This window comes from Acidovorax sp. NPDC077693 (genome assembly GCF_044542805.1).
Taxonomy (GTDB): domain Bacteria; phylum Pseudomonadota; class Gammaproteobacteria; order Burkholderiales; family Burkholderiaceae_C; genus Acidovorax.
On sequence record NZ_JBITVD010000003.1, the window covers coordinates 372620 to 389434 of the forward strand.

Genomic DNA, 16815 nt, shown 5'->3' on the forward strand with positions numbered 1-16815 from the left:
GGGGGATCAGATGTCGGAGGCCTTCACGCGCGGGTCGATCACGGCGTACAGGATGTCCACGACGAAGTTGACGATGACCACCATGGCGGCGAGCAGCATCACGCAGTTGCGCACCACGATGAGGTCACGGTTGGAGATGGACTGGAAGATCAGCCGGCCCAGGCCCGGCAGGTAGAACACGTTCTCCACCACGATGGTGCCCGCCAGCAGGTTGGCGAACTGCAGCCCCATCACGGTGATCACCGGGATCATGGCGTTGCGCAGCACGTGGCCCCACAGGGCAGCGCGCTGCGACAGCCCTTTGGCGCGCGCGGTGCGCACGAAGTCCTCGCGCAGCACCTCGAGCACGGCCGAGCGCGTGATGCGCGCCAGGATGGCCGCCTGCACCACGGCCAGCGCGATGGCGGGCAGCAGCAGCGCCTTCAGGGCTTCGAGCGGGCCGCCGCCGGCGTCTTCCGTCCAGCCCGGAAAGCCCCCGGCCGAGAACCACTGCAGCTTGACCGAGAACAACAAGATCAAAAGGATGGCAAACCAGAAGTTGGGGATGGCGATACCGATCTGCGCCAGGCCCATCACGCCCACGTCGCCCACCTTGTTGTGGCGCGAGGCCGCATACACGCCTGCAATGAGGGCCAGCACGGTGGTGATCACCATGGCCATCAGCGCCAGCGGCACCGTCAGGGCCAGGCGTTCGAGCACCAGCTCGAGCACAGGCGTGCTGTAGGCGTAGCTGTTGCCCATGTCGCCCACCACCAGGCCGCTGATCCACTCCCAGTAGCGCTGCGTGGCCGGCTGGTCGAGGCCGAGCTTGGTGGCCAGCGCGGCCACGGCATCGGGCGAGGCATCGGGCCCCATGAGCATCTGCGCCGCGTTGCCCGGCAGGATCTCCAGCACCAGGAAGACGACGATGGAGGCGCCGATCAGCGTGGCCAGGAGCGTGATGAACCGCTTGAGAAAAAACAGACCCATGGGAGGCAAGCGTGGTGGAGGGGTGGCTACGCAGGCGCGTCAAAATTAATGTGTATACACAGCATAACGGTAAAAACATCCCCGTCGGCGGTGTTGGGTTGCGGTGTGGCATGCAAGGCACATGCCACCGGCACGGGATAATACGGGCTATGAAAACCGCACTGCCGTTGTATGCCATCGTCATCCCCCGCGTCGGGTCCGTCGGCGCGCAGGAGGCAGTATGGCGCTGATGATCACCGACGAGTGCATCAATTGCGATGTGTGCGAGCCCGAATGCCCCAACCAGGCGATTTACCTGGGGCAGGAGATCTACGAGATCGACCCCCACAAGTGCACGGAATGCGTGGGGCATTTTGACGAACCGCAGTGCGTGCAGGTCTGCCCCGTGGCCTGCATCCCGGTGAGCCCCCAGCATGTCGAGACCCGCGAGACCTTGTGGCAGAAGTTCCAGCGGCTGCAGGCCTCTGCGTCGTCCTGATGGTGCTGAGGGCGCTGATGTGGTCTTGATGCTGCCCTGAGTTTTGGATCTTTTTGGCTGCTACCGCTTGTCCAGAAAGCGCAGGCAGCTATGAAAAGAGTAGCGCTCTGGCGAGCCGGTTGTCAGCGATCCGGTCTCCTGGCGCGTCGGTCCATCCGCAGCAGCTTCTCGCCGCTTCGTGCGGTGGCGCATCTGGTGCGTGCAGCGTATCCAATGTGGTGCGTCACGCCGGCGTATCGCGCCGACCCATGGCCGCCACGGGCACCGCGCTCAATCGGCAGGCCGCGGGGGCTTGGGCCGGGGCGGCTTGGTGGTGTGGATGAGCAAGGTGGCCTTGTCCATCTCGCCGGCCAGCATGGCCGGGTAGGCCTTGAGCGAGTGGACGATGCTGTCTTCGATCAGCACGCGCTGGTCGGGTGCGGGTTTCTTGAGCACCCAGTTGGCCACTTCGCTTTTCACGCCCGGATGTCCGATGCCGATGCGCAGGCGCCAATAGTCGGGCGAGCCCAACTGGCCGTGGATGTCGCGCAGGCCGTTGTGGCCTGCGTGGCTGCCGCCGCGCTTGAGCTTGACCTGACCGGGCGGGATGTCGAGCTCGTCGTGCACGACCAGGATCTCTTCGGGCAGGATCTTGAAGAACCGAGCGAGCGATGCGACGGACTTGCCCGACAGGTTCATGAAGGTCTGGGGCTGCAGCAGCCAGACGTTCTGGCCGTGCACCGTGGTGCGCGCCATCAGCCCGTGGTAGCTGCGCTCGGGCACCAGGGTGGCCTTGAGGTCGCGCGCCAGGGCGTCAATCCACCAGAAGCCCGCGTTGTGGCGGGTGGCTTCGTAGTCGGGGCCCGGGTTTCCAAGGCCTACAAACAGCTTGATCATCTGCTCGATTATCCGGGTGTTGAAGTGCGGTGCGACGCGGCGCGGGGCAGTCGGCAGACCCGTCGCTGCACGGTGCCGTGTGCGTCCATGCCCCCCGGCCCGGTACATGGCAGGCGGCGGTGGCGGCGCTTATTGCTGTCGCGGTGGCGTTCGTCAATGGCGGCGCGCTGCGTGGGCGTTGACGTCAGCGTCGACGTCGGCGTGGTGCATCGGCATCCGCGTGCAAGCCATGCGCAGTGCGTTCTGTTGGTTTGTGGCACCAAGCAAAACGGCCCACTTGCGTGGGCCGTCGTGCGGCTGGGCAGCCTGCCGAGACAGGCGGGCCGTGTAGTGCCGTGCGTGCGGGTTGTCAGAAAACCACCGGACCGGTGGTCTTCGTCGACCGCAGGGCGAAGAATTACTTCTTGCCCTTGCCCTTGCCCTTGGCGTCGGCTGCAGGAGCGGCTTCTGCGGGGGTCTCGACCACAACGACAGGAGGCGTCACCGACACCAGCACGGGGTTGGTCTGGTTGCCGCGGATCTTGGCGGTCACGCCCTTGGGCAGCTTGATGTCCTTCAGGGTCAGGGACGAGCCCTTTTCCAGCTTGGACAGGTCCACAGCGATGAACTCTGGCAGGTCCGAAGGCATGCAGGTCACGTCGAGTTCGTTCACGATCGGGTTGACCATGCACTTGTCGACCTTGACGGCGTTGGACTCTTCAGCGCCGCTGAAGTGCAGTGGCACCTTCATGTGCAGCTTGGTCTTCTCGTCCACGCGCTGGAAGTCGATGTGCAGCACGAGTTGCTTGTAGGGGTGGTATTGCACGTCGCGCAGCAGGACCTTGGCGGTCTTGCCGGCCACTTCCATGTCCAGCACGCTGGAGTGGAATGCTTCCTTCTTGAGGGCGTGCCACAGTGCGTTGTGGTCGATCTCGATCAGTTGGGGTTCCGTGGCACCACCGTACACGATGCCGGGGGTCTTGCCCGAAATGCGGAGACGGCGGCTCGCACCCGTGCCCTGCTTGGCGCGCTCAAAAGCGACGAAGTTCATATTTAGCTCCTGATAAGAGGCGACCGCGACCAGTCATCCTCTGTTTTAAAAAGGCTTGAGGCCACATGCCGCAAGCCTGCAAGTTGTTCCCGAACAAACAAGCAACAAGCCTCCCAAGGGAGGCTTGCGTGCAGAACCGCTGCTGCCGTGCTCCCGAAGGAGCTGGATCAGAACAGGTTCTCTTGGTCCGAGAACAGGCTCATCACCGACTCGCCCTTGGCAATGCGCTGGATCGTCTCGGCGATCAGCGGGGCCACGGAGAGTTGGCGAATCTTGGTGCATCCCTTGGCGTTGTCGCTCAGGGGGATGGTGTTGGTCACTACCACTTCATCGAGGGCCGAGCCCTTGGCGATGCGTTCAATGGCAGGGCCCGAAAAAATGGGGTGCGTGCAATAGGCGTACACCTTCTTGGCGCCGCGCTCCTTGAGCACCTCGGCCGCCTTCACCAGCGTGCCGGCGGTGTCGATCATGTCGTCCATGATCACGCAGTTGCGGCCTTCGATTTCGCCGATCACGTGCATGACTTCGGACACGTTGGCCTTGGGGCGTCGCTTGTCGATGATGGCCAGGTCGCAGTTGAGCTGCTTGGCCAGCGCACGGGCACGCACCACGCCGCCCACGTCGGGGGACACGACGATCAGGTCCTCGTAGTTCTTCTGGCGCAGGTCGCCCAGCAGAACGGGGGAGGCATAGATGTTGTCGACCGGAATGTCGAAGAAGCCCTGGATCTGGTCGGCATGCAGGTCCATGGTCAGCACGCGGGCCACGCCCACGGTCTGCAGCATGTTGGCCACCACCTTGGCCGTGATCGGCACGCGGCTGGAGCGGGGGCGGCGGTCTTGCCGTGCATAACCGAAGTAGGGGATCACGGCGCTGATGCGTTCAGCCGATGCGCGCTTGAGCGCATCCACCATGATCAGAAGTTCCATGAGGTTTTCGTTGGTGGGCGCGCAAGTGGACTGCACCACGAAAACATCGCGTGCACGCACGTTCTGCTTGATTTCAACGGTGACTTCACCGTCGGAGAAACGACCCACATCGGCAGCGCCCAGGGTGGTACCCAGGTGCTGGGCGATTTCAGCTGCCATGCCAGGATTGGCATTGCCGGTGAAAACCATGAAGTCGGGGTGGTTGGCTTGCATGAGAGTCCCAGCAGTCTGAAAATAATGCCCGTATGCGAGAAGATATTTGGCAGGGGAAGAAGGATTCGAACCTTCGCATGCCGGAATCAAAATCCGGTGCCTTAACCAGCTTGGCGACTCCCCTACACAGGTCAATTGCCGAAGGCAACCAACCTTAATTCTCGTCTGATGCCCAACCCGCAAGAGGGTGAATCATCAGATTTTCACATGCCTTGACCTGCCAGCCCTGGGGGGCTCCATCCAGATCAACTGCATGAGACATTTGCGCAAACACCGCACTGCCTGAGCCTGTCATCCTGCCTTGTAATCCGCGTGACCTGAGCCATTCGAGGGCTTCGGTAACTTGCGGGCAAAGAGCCTGAGCAACGGGCTGCAAGTCATTTCGACCGAAGTCAAAGTGTGCTGCAGCAAAGCCTAAGATTGTAGCACTATCTGAATCACGTTTCAAACTTGGCGACGAAAAAATTAATTTTGTCTCCAGGCCTGCTGCAGGCTTCACGATCGCGAAGCTTGCGGGTGGCAGCTGGTGCGCTTTCTCAAGCGGCGTGATTGTCTCACCAATTCCCTCCACAAAAGCGTTACGGCCGCGTAAAAAAAATGGAATGTCTGCGCCGAGCGCGATGCCGATCTTTTCCAGCGCAGCGCGCGGCAGGTGCAGGCCCCACAGCCGATTGAGGGCCAGCAGCGTCGTGGCAGCGTCGGAGGAGCCGCCGCCCATGCCTGCCTGCGCGGGGATGCTCTTGCCCACGGCAATGTGCGCGCCCTGTGTGCAGCCCGTGGCCGCCTGCAGGGCGCGGGCTGCACGGATCGTCAGGTCCACGTCGGGCAAGGCGGGTCCCAGATCTTCGCGCGTGATCTCCGGGCCGGTGCCGCGGCGTTCGAAGTGCAGGGTGTCGAACCAGTCCACCAGCATGAACACCGACTGCAGCAGGTGATAGCCGTCGTCACGCCGGCCCGTGATGTGCAGAAAAAGATTGAGCTTGGCCGGAGCCGGCACGTCGTAGAGGGCTTGCATGAACAAAAAAACGGGGGCGGGCAAGGGGCGTGCGCCCCGCGCAGATCAACGGGTCAGTGCAACGCGGAGTGTGGCCTGGGGCTGGGGGTCGTCCCGGTGCGCGACCAGGCGGCCATCGGCAACCCCCGACAGATCGGCGCGCCAACCGGGTGCAGTGGCCTGGTTGCCCTGCAGCCAGCTGAACAATGCCGTCACCGGAATGCGCGTGCCGGTCACTTCCTGCAGCAGCATGTCGAGCGAGTCGGAGGTGCGGGTTTCCTGCGAGCTCACCAGCTGGGCGTGGCCGTCCTTCCAGTCCAGCTGCGCAAGCCGGTTGCCCAGCGGGCTGAGCAGCACCAGCCCGCCCACCTGGGCATTGCCCCGCAGCTCGAACATGGCAGAAAACGACTGCGAGTCCTGGCCCTCGACCTGCAATGCCAGGCGGCCGCTCCAGGTGTTCTCATCGGCCGCCGCCTTGGGCAAGGGTTGCGCACATCCGGCCAGCCACAAGGCGCAGATGGCCAGCAGCAGACGCCAGCCTGTGGTCACACCGTGGCTTGGCGTTGCAGCAGCCGCCGACGGCAGCGTGGCACCGTACCAGCCGCGCATCAAAGCTTCACTCCCAGGCGCGCCAGGGTTTCCTTCAGTGTTTCGTTGTCGGGGCTCACGCGGTTGCTCTCCGTCCAGACCTTCAGGGCGGCGTCCTTGTCGCCCAGGCTCCAGAGCACTTCACCCAGATGCGCGCCGATCTCGACATCGGGGCGCCCCTTGTAGGCGGCTTCCAGCAGCCTGCGGGCTTCGGCCTTGTTGCCCAGGCGAAACTCCACCCAGCCCAGGCTGTCGGTAATGAACGGGTCGTTGGGTGCGAACTCCAGCGCTTTCAGGATGAGCTGCTTGGCTTCGGGCAGGCGCTGGCCACGCTCGGCCAGCGAGTAGCCCAGCGCGTTGTAGGCGTGGTGGTGGTCCGGCTTCTGGGCGATGACCTGGCGCAGCAGCCGCTCCATGGTGTCCACCTGGCCGGCCTTCTCGGCCAGCATGGCCTGGTCGTACACGAGTTCGGTGTCTTGCGGCGCCAAGGCCACGAGTTCGGTCTGGACCTTGTAGGCCTCCTGGTACAGCCGCTGGTCGCGCAGCAGTTGCACTTCTGCGGCCAGCTTCATGCGCTTGTCGTCGGCCGAAGTGCCCGGCAGGTTGCGCAGCAAGGCGCGGGCCTGCTCGATCTTGCCCTGGCGCGCCAGCAGCGACGCACGGCGCATCTGGGCGCTGAAGACCTCTTCCACGTTGTCGATGCGCTTGAGCCATGCCTCGGCCCCGGCGAAGTCCTGCTTCTTTTCGGCGATCTGCGCGTACAGCAGGTACGCCTGCGTCATGCCGCGCTGGCGCACCTCAGCATCGTCCAGCGAGGACAGCAGGTCCATGTAGCGCTTGAGGTCGTTCTCGGCCGCGGGAAGGCGGTTGTCCTGCAGGTGGAGCGTAGCCAGCACCAGCCAGGCTTCCACCAGGTCGGGCTTTTCTTTCGTGGCGGCTTCCAGCTGCCGGGCCGCGTCTCCATATCGTTGCTGGCCCAGCAGTACCCGCGCATAGGCCATGCGCAGCTCGGGAACAGGCTGCTTGGACAGGGCCTGCACGACCAAGGGTTCTGCTTCGGGGCTGCCATCGTCCATCAGCTCCAGCGCCAGTTGCGCCGAGCTCTCGCTGCCCACGTCCAGGGCCTGGGCCTTGCGGGCGGCTTCCAGGGCGCCGGCCTTGTCGCCTGCGGCCAGCCGCAGGCGGCCCAATGAAACCCATGCCACCGGACCGGTGGCAGGATTCGTGAGTTCGTTGACGAGCGCCGCTTCGACGACCTTGGCGGCCAGCGCCTTGTCGCTGGCGCGCCCATACACCTGGGGCAGGGCCGACAGCATGGCCGCCTTGCTGCGGGGTGGGGACAGAGCCAGCTCCAGGCGCAGGAGGTCCGGGGTTTCGCCAATGCGGTTCAGGGCGACCAGGATCTGGAGCACGTAGCGGTTGGCCTCGCGCGACTGGGGCAGGGCTTCTTTCCAGGCCTGCGCGGCTGCCAATGCGTATTCGCCCGAGCGGGATTGCAGCGCGATGTCGGCTGCGCGCTGGTACAACTGGCCGTCGGCACTGCGGCGGGCCGCTTCGAGCATGAAGGCGTACCCAGCACCCGGGTCTCCGGTGCGGGCGCTCACCTCGCCCAACAGGATTTCGTAGAACAGTTCCGCGTCGAGCGCGGGGTTGGAGACCACGGGCTCCTCGGCAGGCGCAGGCGGAGTGTTGGCACCCGGCGATTGCGCATACGCTGAACAAGCCGCAACCGCGATCGCTGTTGCCAGGGCGGTGGTCCGAAATCTGTGAAATAACACCATCGGGTCATAATAATCCATGCCCGTTAACCCGATGTAGGTCGCGTTCTATGCCTGAGTTGCCCGAAGTGGAAGTCACGCGCCGCAGTTTTGCGGCGGCCATTGCCGGGGCGAACATCGAAGGCGTTGCGATGGGCAAGCCGCTGCGGTGGCCGCTCGGGTGTGACCCCGGGGTTCTGGTGGGGCAGCAGGTGCTGGGTGTGCGCCGGCGGGGCAAATATCTATTGGCAGATACCAGCCGGGGCCTGCTGCTGCTGCACCTGGGCATGTCCGGCAGCTTGCGCTTTGGCCATGGCCTTCCTCCGCCAGGCGTGCACGACCATTTCGACATGGCCACCAGCCACGGGACGCTACGGCTGCATGATCCGCGGCGCTTCGGCGCGGTGGTCTATACCCAGGGCGAGCAGGATCCGGTCGCGGTCAAGCTGCTCGATGCGCTGGGCATGGAACCGTTGTCGGATTCCTTTTCGCTGGCCACGTTTCAAGCCGGGCTGAAAAAAAGCCGCACGCCCATCAAGCAGTTGCTGCTGGGCGGCAAGCTGGTGGTGGGGGTGGGCAATATCTACGCATCCGAGGTGCTTTTTCTGGCGGGTATCCGCCCGACCACGGTGGCGTCACGCATCGGCCCGGCCCGGGTGCGCAAGTTGCACGAGGCGATCGTGGCCGTGCTGGCCCGGGCGGTGGAGATGGGGGGCAGCACGCTGCGCGATTTCTCCAGTGCCGACGGCATGGCCGGACACTTCCAGACGCAGGCCAATGTCTACGGGCGCGAAGGTGCGCCCTGCCATGTTTGCACCACCCCCATCCGGCTGCTGCGCCAGGGTCAGCGAAGCACTTACTTCTGCGCGCAATGCCAACGCACCTGACGGCGGTGTGGAGCGAACTTTGCTTTTCAGCACAGTCTGTGGGCGGTCAATGCTATATTTTGTGCATGCCTGCCTCGCAGGCCATACCTAGATATCTCCGGGAGCACAGTGGGACCCTCATTCAACGAACAGTTCGACCAGCATGGCGTCTGGAGACGTGAATTCGCCCAGCAGCTCAAGCGGCTGGGCGACTGGATGTCTTCGCATGACCTCATGGACTCGGCAGTGCGCGAGCGCCTGCACAGGCTGGAAGAACAGGTTCGCAGCGACAAGGTCATGGTGGCTTTTGTCGCGGAGTTCTCGCGTGGCAAGTCGGAGTTGATCAACGCCATCTTCTTTGCTGACTACGGTCGCCGCATCATGCCGGCCAGCGCCGGGCGCACCACCATGTGCCCCACCGAGCTTGGCTACGACGCGAGCGTGGTCCCCAGCCTGCGGTTGCTGCCCATCGAAACCCGCCTGCAGATGCAGAGTTTGGCGGAATGGCGCATGAAGCCTGAACGTTGGCACGAGATCCGGCTCGATGTCGGCAATGCCGACCAGATTGCGAAGGCCCTGGAAAAGGTGGCCGAAGTGCGCAAGGTCAGCCTGGACAACGCCCGGGCGCTGGGTTTCTGGCACGACGACCTGGTCGACGAGAACCCCGTCCCGGACTCGCACGGTATGGTGGAAGTGCCCATGTGGCGGCACGCCATCATCAATATTCCGCATCCGCTGCTCAAGCAGGGCCTGGTCATCCTCGATACGCCGGGTTTGAATGCCGTGGGCGCCGAGCCAGAGCTGACCGTCAACCTGATTCCCCAGGCCCATGCGGTGGTGTTCATCCTGAGTGCGGACACCGGCGTGACGCGGTCCGATCTGTCGATCTGGCGCGAGCACCTGGCCATCTCTGCCGACAGCATGGATGCCCGCCTGGTGGTCCTCAACAAGATTGACACCTTGTGGGACACGCTCAATTCCGCCGAGCAGGTGCAGGCCCAGATAGAACGCCAGTGCCAGACGTCTGCCGAGATGCTGGGTGTGCCGCTGGAAAGGGTGGTGCCAGTCTCCGCACAAAAGGGCCTGGTGGCCAAGATCACGGCCGACGACGTGTTGCTGGAAACCAGCGGCCTTCCCGTGCTGGAGGAGGCGCTGGCCAAGGGCATCATGGGCCAGCGGCAATCCATCTTGCGGTCGGCCGTGGCCCATGGCGTGGCCAATCTGCGCACCGAGACGTCGCGGGTCATCAACATCCGCCGCCGCGACCTGGATGACCAGATGGCCGAGCTGCGCAGCCTGCGCGGCAAGAACGCGTCGGTGATCGAGTCGATGCGCCAGCGTATCGAGCAGGAGCAGCGCGAATTCGACCTGAGCACCTCCAAGATCCAGGCCGTGCGGGCCGTGCACCTCAAGCTGCTGCGCGACGTGTTCCAGCAACTGGGCGCGAAGTCGCTCAAGGGCGAGTTGTCCGAGCTGGCACAGACGCTGCAGCAAAAAGGGCTCAAGCTGGGCGTCAAGAAGATCTACGTCCAGACCTTTGACAAGCTGCGCAGCACCATGGACAAGGCGCAGGCGTCCGGCACCGAGATCCAGGCCATGCTGGGCGGAACCTTCCGGCAACTGAATGCCGAATTCGGATTTTCGCTGCAGGTGCCGCCGCCGCCGCAGCTGGAGCACTTCACGCACGATCTTCACCAGATCGAACAGAGCCACCTGCAGTACCTGGGCATGGGCAATGCGCTGAAGCTGGCGCAGCCCGAATTTGCAGAGCGATTGGTGCGCGCGCTGGCCATGCGTTTGCGCACGGTCTATGAGTCCGCGGCGAATGACCTGGAACTGTGGAGCAAGTCGGCCACCGCGCAGCTGGATGCCCAACTGCGCGAGCGCCGCCGCAGCTTCGCCCGCCGCATGGAGGCAGTCGACCGCATACAGCAGGCTGCCAGCGGACTGGTCGAGCGCATTTCCGAGATCGAAGCCGGCGAAGAAGAGCTGGGTCAATTGGAGCAAAAGCTCCACGAGTTGACGTCCAAGCTGGTCGCGCCTCCTGCCGTTGAAACCCTGGATGCCGACAAGCAACTCCTATCGGCATGAGTGAGGCAATGGGCGGCAGCGTCGCCGAGCGTGTGGTGGCCTGGCAGATGGCCAGTGGCCGCAATCATCTACCCTGGCAGCAGACCCGCGACCCCTACCGGGTGTGGCTGTCGGAGATCATGCTGCAGCAGACGCAGGTCAGCACGGTGCTGGACTACTACGCGCGTTTCCTGGCCCGCTTTCCTGATGTGGCGGCATTGGCCGCTGCGCCCCAGGACGAAGTCATGGGCCTGTGGAGCGGCCTGGGCTACTACACCCGCGCCCGCAACCTGCACCGCTGCGCGCAGCAGGTGGTGTCGGAGCATGGCGGGGCGTTTCCCCGTACGGCGGAAGTTCTGGCCACCTTGCCTGGCATCGGCCGATCCACGGCTGGTGCCATCGCTGCCTTCTGCTTTTCGCAGCGGGTTCCGATCCTGGATGCCAACGTGCGCAGGGTGCTGACCCGGCTGTTGGGGTTCGACGCGGATCTGGCGTCGGCCCGCAATGAGAAGGTGCTGTGGGAGCATGCGCAGGCGCTGCTCCCGGTGCACGATCTTGAAAACGCCATGCCCCGCTACACGCAGGGGTTGATGGACCTGGGGGCCACGGTATGCGTGCCCCGGGTGCCGCGCTGTGAGCTGTGCCCGCTGAACCACAGCTGTGTCGCGTTCAAGAAGGGTGACCCGGAGCGCTATCCGGTCAAGACGCGCAAGCTCTCGCGCCGCTCGGAGTCCTGGCAATTGCTGGTGCTCAGGAACCCGCAAGGGCAGGTATGGCTGCAACGGCGCCCTGGCACGGGCATATGGGCGGGCATGCACTGCGTCCCCATTTTTGAAGACAGCGCGTCGTTGCACCGGTGTGTGGAAACCTTGCCGTCTGCCTCCGGCCTGTCGGTGCAGGAGTTGCAGCCGTTTGTCCATGTGCTGACGCACCGCGACCTTCACCTGCATCCCGTGCTGGTCACTGGCGTGGCCGCAGCCCAGCCGACGGAAGACGGCGAATGGCTGGGCGCCGGCCAATGGAGTTCCATCGGTCTGCCCGCGCCCATTCGCAAACTGCTGGACACGACCCAAGCGTCGTTGTGGTGAGGTCAGGGCTGGTGTGAGGAGGTCCGCGGCGCGGCGTTTCAGCGGCCATCCAGCTCACGGTGCCTGCGCAGGGCAGTCCATCGGTCGCTGAACATCTCCGCGAGCCGTTCCACCAGGTACACGGAGCGGTGCTGGCCCCCGGTGCAGCCGATGGCCACCGTCACATAGCTGCGGTGGTTGCGGTCCAGGAACTCCAGCCAATGGGCCAGGAACTGCTCGATGTGCGCCTGCATCAGCGAGACCTCCGTCTGCTGGCGCAAGAAGCGCGCGACAGGCTCATCCAGGCCCGTCAGGTCGCGCAGCGCAGGTTCGTAGTGCGGGTTGGGCAGCATCCGCACGTCAAACACATAGTCCGCATCCATCGGTATGCCGCGCTTGAATGCAAAGGACTGGAAGACCAGGGTCAGCTGGCCGTGTGTCGTGGTCATCAACCCCTTGACGTAGCTTTGCAGCTGCGACGACCGGATGGTGCTGGTGTCGATGACATGCGACTGGTCGCGCAACGCGGCCAGAAGCTCGCGCTCCTCTTCGATGATCTGCACCAGCGCCTTGCGGCCTTGCTGCAGGTCTGCGTGCGACAACGGGTGGCGCCGCCGCGTCTCGGAAAAGCGCCGCACCAGCGTGTCGATGGTGGCATCCAGAAAGATGGATTGCACTGATACGCCCTGGCTGCGCAGCCGGGCCAGCTCCTGCGGGACCTGGTGCAACGATGTGGCACTGCGCACATCCATGGCGATGGCCAGGCGGTGGCCGTGGTGGTGGTGTTCCAGGGCGACGAATGCGGGGAGCAACTCAGGGGGCAAATTGTCGACGCAGTAGTACCCGGCATCTTCCAACGCATGCAAAGCCACAGATTTGCCGGAGCCCGACATGCCGGTGATCAGGACGATTTCCAACGCCATCAGCGGGCCCTTTCCTGGGGCGCTGCGGCGCTTGCCAGGTCCAGCATCTCGCGGGCGTGATTCAGGGATGCATCGGTGGATTTTTCACCCCCGAGCATGCGCGCAATCTCCGCCACACGGGTTTTGCCCTGCACGGCGACCACCGAGCTCGTCGTTCCGTCCGGGCTCTTGCGCTTGGCGACCTTGAGGTGATGGTGGGCGCAGGCGGCCACCTGCGGCAGGTGGGTGACGGCCAGCACCTGGCGATCGCTCCCCAGTTGCTGCATGAGCCGGCCCACGGTTTCGGCCACGGCCCCGCCCACACCCGAATCCACCTCATCAAAAATCAGCGTGGGTGCCAACCCGAGTTCACTGGTCGTCACGGAGATCGCCAGCGAGATCCGCGACAGCTCCCCGCCCGAGGCCACCTTGCCGATGGGCTTGGGCGTCATGCCGGGGTGCCCCGCCACCAGAAACACCACATCGTCGATGCCGTGGGACGACGGCTCTGCCGATTTGCTCACGGAGACTTCGAACTTGCCGCCTTCCATGCCCAGCCCCTGCATGGCCTGGGTAATGGCCAGGGACAGCTTGGGAGCCGCCTTGGCCCGCCCCAGCGACAGGGCGCGGGCCGCCGCCTGGTAGGCCTTGGCGCTGGCGGCCTCGGCTGCTTCCAGGCGTTCCAGATCGGTTGCCGCATCCAGCTGCTGCATTTCGCCCTTCCAACCCCTGAGCAGGGCGGGCAGCTCGGTGGGAGTGCGCTTGTACCGGCGTGCGAGCGTCATCCACTGCGAAATGCGGGCGTCGAGCTCTGCCAGACGCTGCGGGTCGATTTCAGCGTGCCGCAGATACAGCTGCAGCGAATGGGCCACGTCGCTCGCCTGGGCGAGGCTCGAGGCCAGGATGTCGGCAAGGCTTGCGAACTCGGGCTCGATGTGTTCCTGCCCGTGCAGCAGGGCGTGCGCGCGGCCGATGCCGGCGAGTGCGCCTGCATCGTCGTCCTGCAATGCATGCAGTGCGCCTTCGGCACCGTCCAGCAGTGCCTGGGCATGCGACAGACGCTTGTGCTGGGCGTCGAGTTCTTCCCATTCGCCATCGGCGGGCGCGAGCTTGTCCACCTCGCCGATCTGCCACTGCAGGCGTTCGCGCTCCTGCTGCAAATTGGCTTGGGACTGGCGGGCCTGCTCCAAGGTCTTCTGGTCGGCGCGCCACCGTGTCCAGCGCGCTGAAGTGTCGGCGCTGCTGAGGCCTGCAAACGCATCCAGCAAGCCGCGCACGGAGTCGGGCCGGGTCAGGCTCTGCCAGGCGTGTTGGCCGTGGATGTCCAGCAGCAAGTCTCCGAGGGCGCGCAACTGCGCCGCCGTGGCGGGCGTGCCGTTGATCCAGGCGCGGCTCTTGCCCTGGACATCGATGGTGCGGCGCAAGAGCAACGGCCCATCGGTCTCGAAACCGGCATCTTCCAGCCAGGGCGCGATGTGGGCGGGGTTGTCGAACTCGGCGCAAAGGTCTGCCTTGGTGGCGCCCTCTCGCACCGTGCCGGCATCTGCGCGTGAGCCCAGCACCAGTTGCAGCGCGTCGATCAGGATGGACTTGCCTGCACCGGTCTCACCGGTCAGCACCGTGAACCCGGGGCTGAGCTCCAGCTCCAGCGACTCCACGATGACAAAGTCACGCAGGGTGATGCGTCGCAGCGCCATGGTCAGGAGCCCCCTTCATTCCAGCGCAGCTTCTTGCGCAGGGTGGCGAAATAGTTCCAGCCCAACGGATGCAGAAACCGCACGCAGTGCTCCGAGCGTTTGACCAAGATGCGGTCGCCGTGCAGCAGCGATGCCAGCGACTGCATGTCGAAGTTGGCGCTGACGTCCCGGCCGCTGACCACCTCGACGGCCACCTCGGTGGCATCCGACAGCACGATGGGCCGGTTGGACAAGGTATGGGGCGCAATGGGCACGAGCACCCAGCCCGGAATGGAGGGGTGGAGCATCGGTCCGCCGGCAGACAGCGAATACGCCGTCGAGCCCGTGGGGGATGCAATGATGAGCCCGTCGGCCCGCTGGTTGGCCACGAAGCGGCCACCCACCTCCACACGCAGCTCCACCATGCCCGATGTGGCCCCCCGGTTGACGACCACGTCGTTCATCGCCAAGGCCTCGAACACCACCCGTTCATCGCGCACGACCCTGGCGTGCATCAATGGCCTCAGGTCCTCCTCGTATTCGCCCTGCAGCATGGGGGCCAGCGTGGCCTGGTAGGCATCGAAAGGAATGTCGGTGATGAACCCCAGGCGCCCCTGGTTGATGCCGATCAGCGGTGTGCCGAAGCGCGCCAGCCGGCGGCCGATGCCCAGCATGGTGCCGTCACCGCCCACGACCAGGCCCAGGTCGCACCGGGTGCCTATCTCGTCTACAGTCAGCGCTGGGTAGTGGGCCAGGCCCATGTTGCTGGCGGTCTCGGCCTCCAGGGCCACTTCGCACCCCTGCTGCTCCAGAAAATGCGCGATACCTTCGAGCGCCTGGCGCGAGGTGTCGCCCGCAGAGCCCGCTGATGAAGCCTGGTACTTGCCGATAAGGGCGACATGGCGGAAATTGGACGTCATCACGAAATTACATCATTAAAATCCTTCCATGCTCGATGACCGTGCCAAGTTGTTGCTTAAAGCCCTGGTCGAGCGCTACATCGCCGACGGGCAGCCTGTGGGCTCAAGAACTTTGTCGCGCGCGTCAGGGCTGGACCTGTCGCCCGCCACCATCCGCAACGTGATGGCCGACCTGGAGGAGCTGGGGCTGATTGCCAGCCCGCACACCTCGGCGGGGCGCATTCCCACTGCGCGAGGCTATCGGCTGTTCGTGGACACCATGCTCACCGTGCAGCGTGACTCGTTCATGCCCGCGCAGCTGGCGCCGGAGCAGCCGCAGAAAGTGATCGCCAACGCGGCACAGCTGCTGTCCAACCTGTCGCAGTTTGTCGGCGTGGTCATGGCGCCCAGGCGCACCTCTGTTTTTCGGCACATCGAGTTTTTGAAGCTCTCAGAACGGCGCTTTCTGGTGATCATCGTGTCGCCGGAAGGTGACGTGCAAAACCGCGTGATCTTTACCGAGGTCGACTACTCCGCATCGCAGCTGATAGAGACATCGAACTTCCTGAATGCGCACTACGCCGGCCTTGCCATGGAGCAGGTGCGCGAGCGCCTGAAGTCGGAGGTGGATGCGCTGCGGGGCGAGATCGCATCGCTCATGCAGGCCGCGGTGAACGTGGGTTCCGAAGCCATGTCGGCGGCCCAGGACGAGGTCGTGATATCCGGCGAGCGCAACCTGCTGGCCGTGAGCGATTTTTCCAGCGACATGGGCAACCTGCGGCGGGCCTTCGATCTCTTCGAGCAAAAGACCCAGATCCTGCGCCTGCTGGACATCTCGAGCCAAGCCGAGGGCGTGCGGATCTACATCGGCGGCGAGAGCCATGTGGTGCCGTTCGAAGAGCTGTCGGTGGTCAGCTCCCCCTACGAAGTGGACGGCAAGGTGGTCGGCACGCTCGGCGTGATCGGCCCCACGCGCATGCCGTACGACCGGATGATCCAGATCGTGGACATCACCTCCAAGCTGGTGTCCAACGCGCTCAGCCACCGCAAGTAAGCCCCTACAATACGGCGCTTGCCCCGTTGTGTATGCAGCGCAGGAGCATGGCTTGGGGCGTTAGCTCAGTTGGTTAGAGCAGAGGACTCATAATCCTTTGGTCGTTGGTTCAAGTCCAACACGCCCTACCACCACCAACCACCATCGATGTGTGGGCGGTGTTTGCAGATCAAAGCCATTTTTCTTGCCGGCTTCAGCCCGTTTACCTTTTGGACGTGCTGCAGTGCATTACAATCTCGGCTTGCGCTGAATTGTGCTTTTGTTGATGTGCTGCTAGCAGCAAGGGTCAACAAAAAATGATGATTTTCAAGGGTCGCCAAGAAATCATGCTATAATTCAAAGCTTAGCGGCTGTAGCTCAGCTGGATAGAGTACTTGGCTACGAACCAAGGGGTCGTGGGTTCGATTCCTGCCAGCCGCACCAATGTTTAAAGCCTGCAATCGCAAG

The 16815-nt window shown here is 64.2% G+C and carries 15 protein-coding genes and 3 tRNA genes; 7 read left to right on the forward strand and 11 right to left on the reverse strand.

What is annotated here, in order from left to right:
• Window positions 1–6: 6 nt before the first annotated feature.
• On the reverse strand, window positions 7–969 hold the full coding sequence (locus ACIGHN_RS05685) for an ABC transporter permease (RefSeq protein WP_396503569.1): 963 nt from the start codon (window positions 967–969) through the stop codon (window positions 7–9).
• 220 nt (window positions 970–1189) lie between these two features.
• Here ACIGHN_RS05685 and ACIGHN_RS05690 point away from each other — a divergent pair, with 220 nt between their 5' ends.
• Window positions 1190–1447 (forward strand): YfhL family 4Fe-4S dicluster ferredoxin, encoded by a 258-nt coding sequence (locus ACIGHN_RS05690; protein ID WP_056415631.1) that lies wholly within the window; start codon window positions 1190–1192, stop codon window positions 1445–1447.
• A gap of 270 nt (window positions 1448–1717) precedes the next feature.
• On the opposite strand, the gene pth is transcribed toward ACIGHN_RS05690, so the two are convergent.
• The 7 genes from pth to ACIGHN_RS05725 all read right to left on the reverse strand — a co-directional run bounded on the left by pth (window position 1718) and on the right by ACIGHN_RS05725 (window position 7876).
• Window positions 1718–2323, reverse strand: coding sequence for an aminoacyl-tRNA hydrolase (gene pth / locus ACIGHN_RS05695; protein ID WP_396503570.1), 606 nt, complete (start codon window positions 2321–2323; stop codon window positions 1718–1720).
• A gap of 397 nt (window positions 2324–2720) precedes the next feature.
• Window positions 2721–3353, reverse strand: coding sequence for a 50S ribosomal protein L25/general stress protein Ctc (locus ACIGHN_RS05700; protein WP_056161382.1), 633 nt, complete (start codon window positions 3351–3353; stop codon window positions 2721–2723).
• Window positions 3354–3520: 167 nt separating this feature from the next.
• Window positions 3521–4495, reverse strand: a complete 975-nt coding sequence (locus ACIGHN_RS05705; RefSeq protein WP_056161385.1) for a ribose-phosphate pyrophosphokinase — start codon at window positions 4493–4495, stop codon at window positions 3521–3523.
• Between the two features lie 47 nt (window positions 4496–4542).
• Window positions 4543–4619: transfer RNA gene (locus tag ACIGHN_RS05710), tRNA-Gln, on the reverse strand.
• A 30-nt stretch (window positions 4620–4649) separates the two neighbouring features.
• Window positions 4650–5510, reverse strand: a complete 861-nt coding sequence (ispE, locus tag ACIGHN_RS05715) for a 4-(cytidine 5'-diphospho)-2-C-methyl-D-erythritol kinase (RefSeq protein ID WP_396503571.1) — start codon at window positions 5508–5510, stop codon at window positions 4650–4652.
• A 45-nt stretch (window positions 5511–5555) separates the two neighbouring features.
• The gene (locus tag ACIGHN_RS05720; protein WP_396503572.1) at window positions 5556–6038 is read right to left on the reverse strand and encodes a lipoprotein insertase outer membrane protein LolB; all 483 of its coding nucleotides are present in this window, start codon (window positions 6036–6038) and stop codon (window positions 5556–5558) included.
• Between the two features lie 59 nt (window positions 6039–6097).
• The gene (locus ACIGHN_RS05725; protein WP_396503573.1) at window positions 6098–7876 is read right to left on the reverse strand and encodes a tetratricopeptide repeat protein; all 1779 of its coding nucleotides are present in this window, start codon (window positions 7874–7876) and stop codon (window positions 6098–6100) included.
• Between the two features lie 29 nt (window positions 7877–7905).
• On the opposite strand from ACIGHN_RS05725, the gene mutM reads away from it, so the two are divergent.
• From mutM to mutY, 3 genes are all read left to right on the forward strand, one after another.
• On the forward strand, window positions 7906–8721 hold the full coding sequence (gene mutM, locus ACIGHN_RS05730) for a bifunctional DNA-formamidopyrimidine glycosylase/DNA-(apurinic or apyrimidinic site) lyase (protein ID WP_396503574.1): 816 nt from the start codon (window positions 7906–7908) through the stop codon (window positions 8719–8721).
• A gap of 108 nt (window positions 8722–8829) precedes the next feature.
• Window positions 8830–10791, forward strand: a complete 1962-nt coding sequence (locus tag ACIGHN_RS05735) for a dynamin family protein (RefSeq protein ID WP_396503575.1) — start codon at window positions 8830–8832, stop codon at window positions 10789–10791.
• Entirely contained in the window at window positions 10788–11858 is a 1071-nt protein-coding gene (gene mutY / locus ACIGHN_RS05740) for an A/G-specific adenine glycosylase (protein ID WP_396503576.1), read from the forward strand. The genes ACIGHN_RS05735 and mutY overlap by 4 nt, the downstream gene beginning before the upstream one ends.
• Window positions 11859–11896: 38 nt before the next feature.
• Here mutY and rapZ read toward each other — a convergent pair whose 3' ends face one another.
• From rapZ to ACIGHN_RS05755, 3 genes are read right to left on the reverse strand one after another with little or no spacing between them, the layout of a single operon-like run.
• Window positions 11897–12760 carry an RNase adapter RapZ gene (rapZ, locus tag ACIGHN_RS05745; RefSeq protein ID WP_396503577.1) on the reverse strand — a complete coding sequence of 288 codons (864 nt, stop codon included), beginning with the start codon at window positions 12758–12760 and terminating at the stop codon, window positions 11897–11899.
• Window positions 12760–14436, reverse strand: coding sequence for a DNA repair protein RecN (recN, locus tag ACIGHN_RS05750; RefSeq protein ID WP_396503578.1), 1677 nt, complete (start codon window positions 14434–14436; stop codon window positions 12760–12762). The genes rapZ and recN overlap by 1 nt, the downstream gene beginning before the upstream one ends.
• 2 nt (window positions 14437–14438) lie before the next feature.
• Window positions 14439–15335 (reverse strand): NAD kinase, encoded by an 897-nt coding sequence (locus ACIGHN_RS05755; RefSeq protein WP_396503579.1) that lies wholly within the window; start codon window positions 15333–15335, stop codon window positions 14439–14441.
• A gap of 28 nt (window positions 15336–15363) precedes the next feature.
• Here ACIGHN_RS05755 and hrcA point away from each other — a divergent pair, with 28 nt between their 5' ends.
• The 3 genes from hrcA (at window position 15364) to ACIGHN_RS05770 (ending at window position 16791) form a co-directional block, all read left to right on the forward strand.
• On the forward strand, window positions 15364–16368 hold the full coding sequence (gene hrcA, locus ACIGHN_RS05760) for a heat-inducible transcriptional repressor HrcA (protein WP_056415655.1): 1005 nt from the start codon (window positions 15364–15366) through the stop codon (window positions 16366–16368).
• A 54-nt stretch (window positions 16369–16422) separates the two neighbouring features.
• A tRNA-Ile gene (locus ACIGHN_RS05765) sits at window positions 16423–16499 on the forward strand.
• Between the two features lie 215 nt (window positions 16500–16714).
• A tRNA-Arg gene (locus tag ACIGHN_RS05770) sits at window positions 16715–16791 on the forward strand.
• The last annotated feature ends 24 nt before the right edge of the window (window positions 16792–16815 follow it).

Coding starts and splice junctions, on each gene's coding strand:
- ACIGHN_RS05685 (WP_396503569.1), bottom strand. CDS start 969: ATGGGTCTGTTTTTTCTCAAGCGGTTCATCACGCTCCTGGCCACGCTG.
- ACIGHN_RS05690 (WP_056415631.1), top strand. CDS start 1,190: ATGGCGCTGATGATCACCGACGAGTGCATCAATTGCGATGTGTGCGAG.
- pth (WP_396503570.1), bottom strand. CDS start 2,323: ATGATCAAGCTGTTTGTAGGCCTTGGAAACCCGGGCCCCGACTACGAA.
- ACIGHN_RS05700 (WP_056161382.1), bottom strand. CDS start 3,353: ATGAACTTCGTCGCTTTTGAGCGCGCCAAGCAGGGCACGGGTGCGAGC.
- ACIGHN_RS05705 (WP_056161385.1), bottom strand. CDS start 4,495: ATGCAAGCCAACCACCCCGACTTCATGGTTTTCACCGGCAATGCCAAT.
- ispE (WP_396503571.1), bottom strand. CDS start 5,510: ATGCAAGCCCTCTACGACGTGCCGGCTCCGGCCAAGCTCAATCTTTTT.
- ACIGHN_RS05725 (WP_396503573.1), bottom strand. CDS start 7,876: ATGGATTATTATGACCCGATGGTGTTATTTCACAGATTTCGGACCACC.
- mutM (WP_396503574.1), top strand. CDS start 7,906: ATGCCTGAGTTGCCCGAAGTGGAAGTCACGCGCCGCAGTTTTGCGGCG.
- mutY (WP_396503576.1), top strand. CDS start 10,788: ATGAGTGAGGCAATGGGCGGCAGCGTCGCCGAGCGTGTGGTGGCCTGG.
- rapZ (WP_396503577.1), bottom strand. CDS start 12,760: ATGGCGTTGGAAATCGTCCTGATCACCGGCATGTCGGGCTCCGGCAAA.
- recN (WP_396503578.1), bottom strand. CDS start 14,436: ATGGCGCTGCGACGCATCACCCTGCGTGACTTTGTCATCGTGGAGTCG.
- ACIGHN_RS05755 (WP_396503579.1), bottom strand. CDS start 15,335: ATGACGTCCAATTTCCGCCATGTCGCCCTTATCGGCAAGTACCAGGCT.
- hrcA (WP_056415655.1), top strand. CDS start 15,364: ATGCTCGATGACCGTGCCAAGTTGTTGCTTAAAGCCCTGGTCGAGCGC.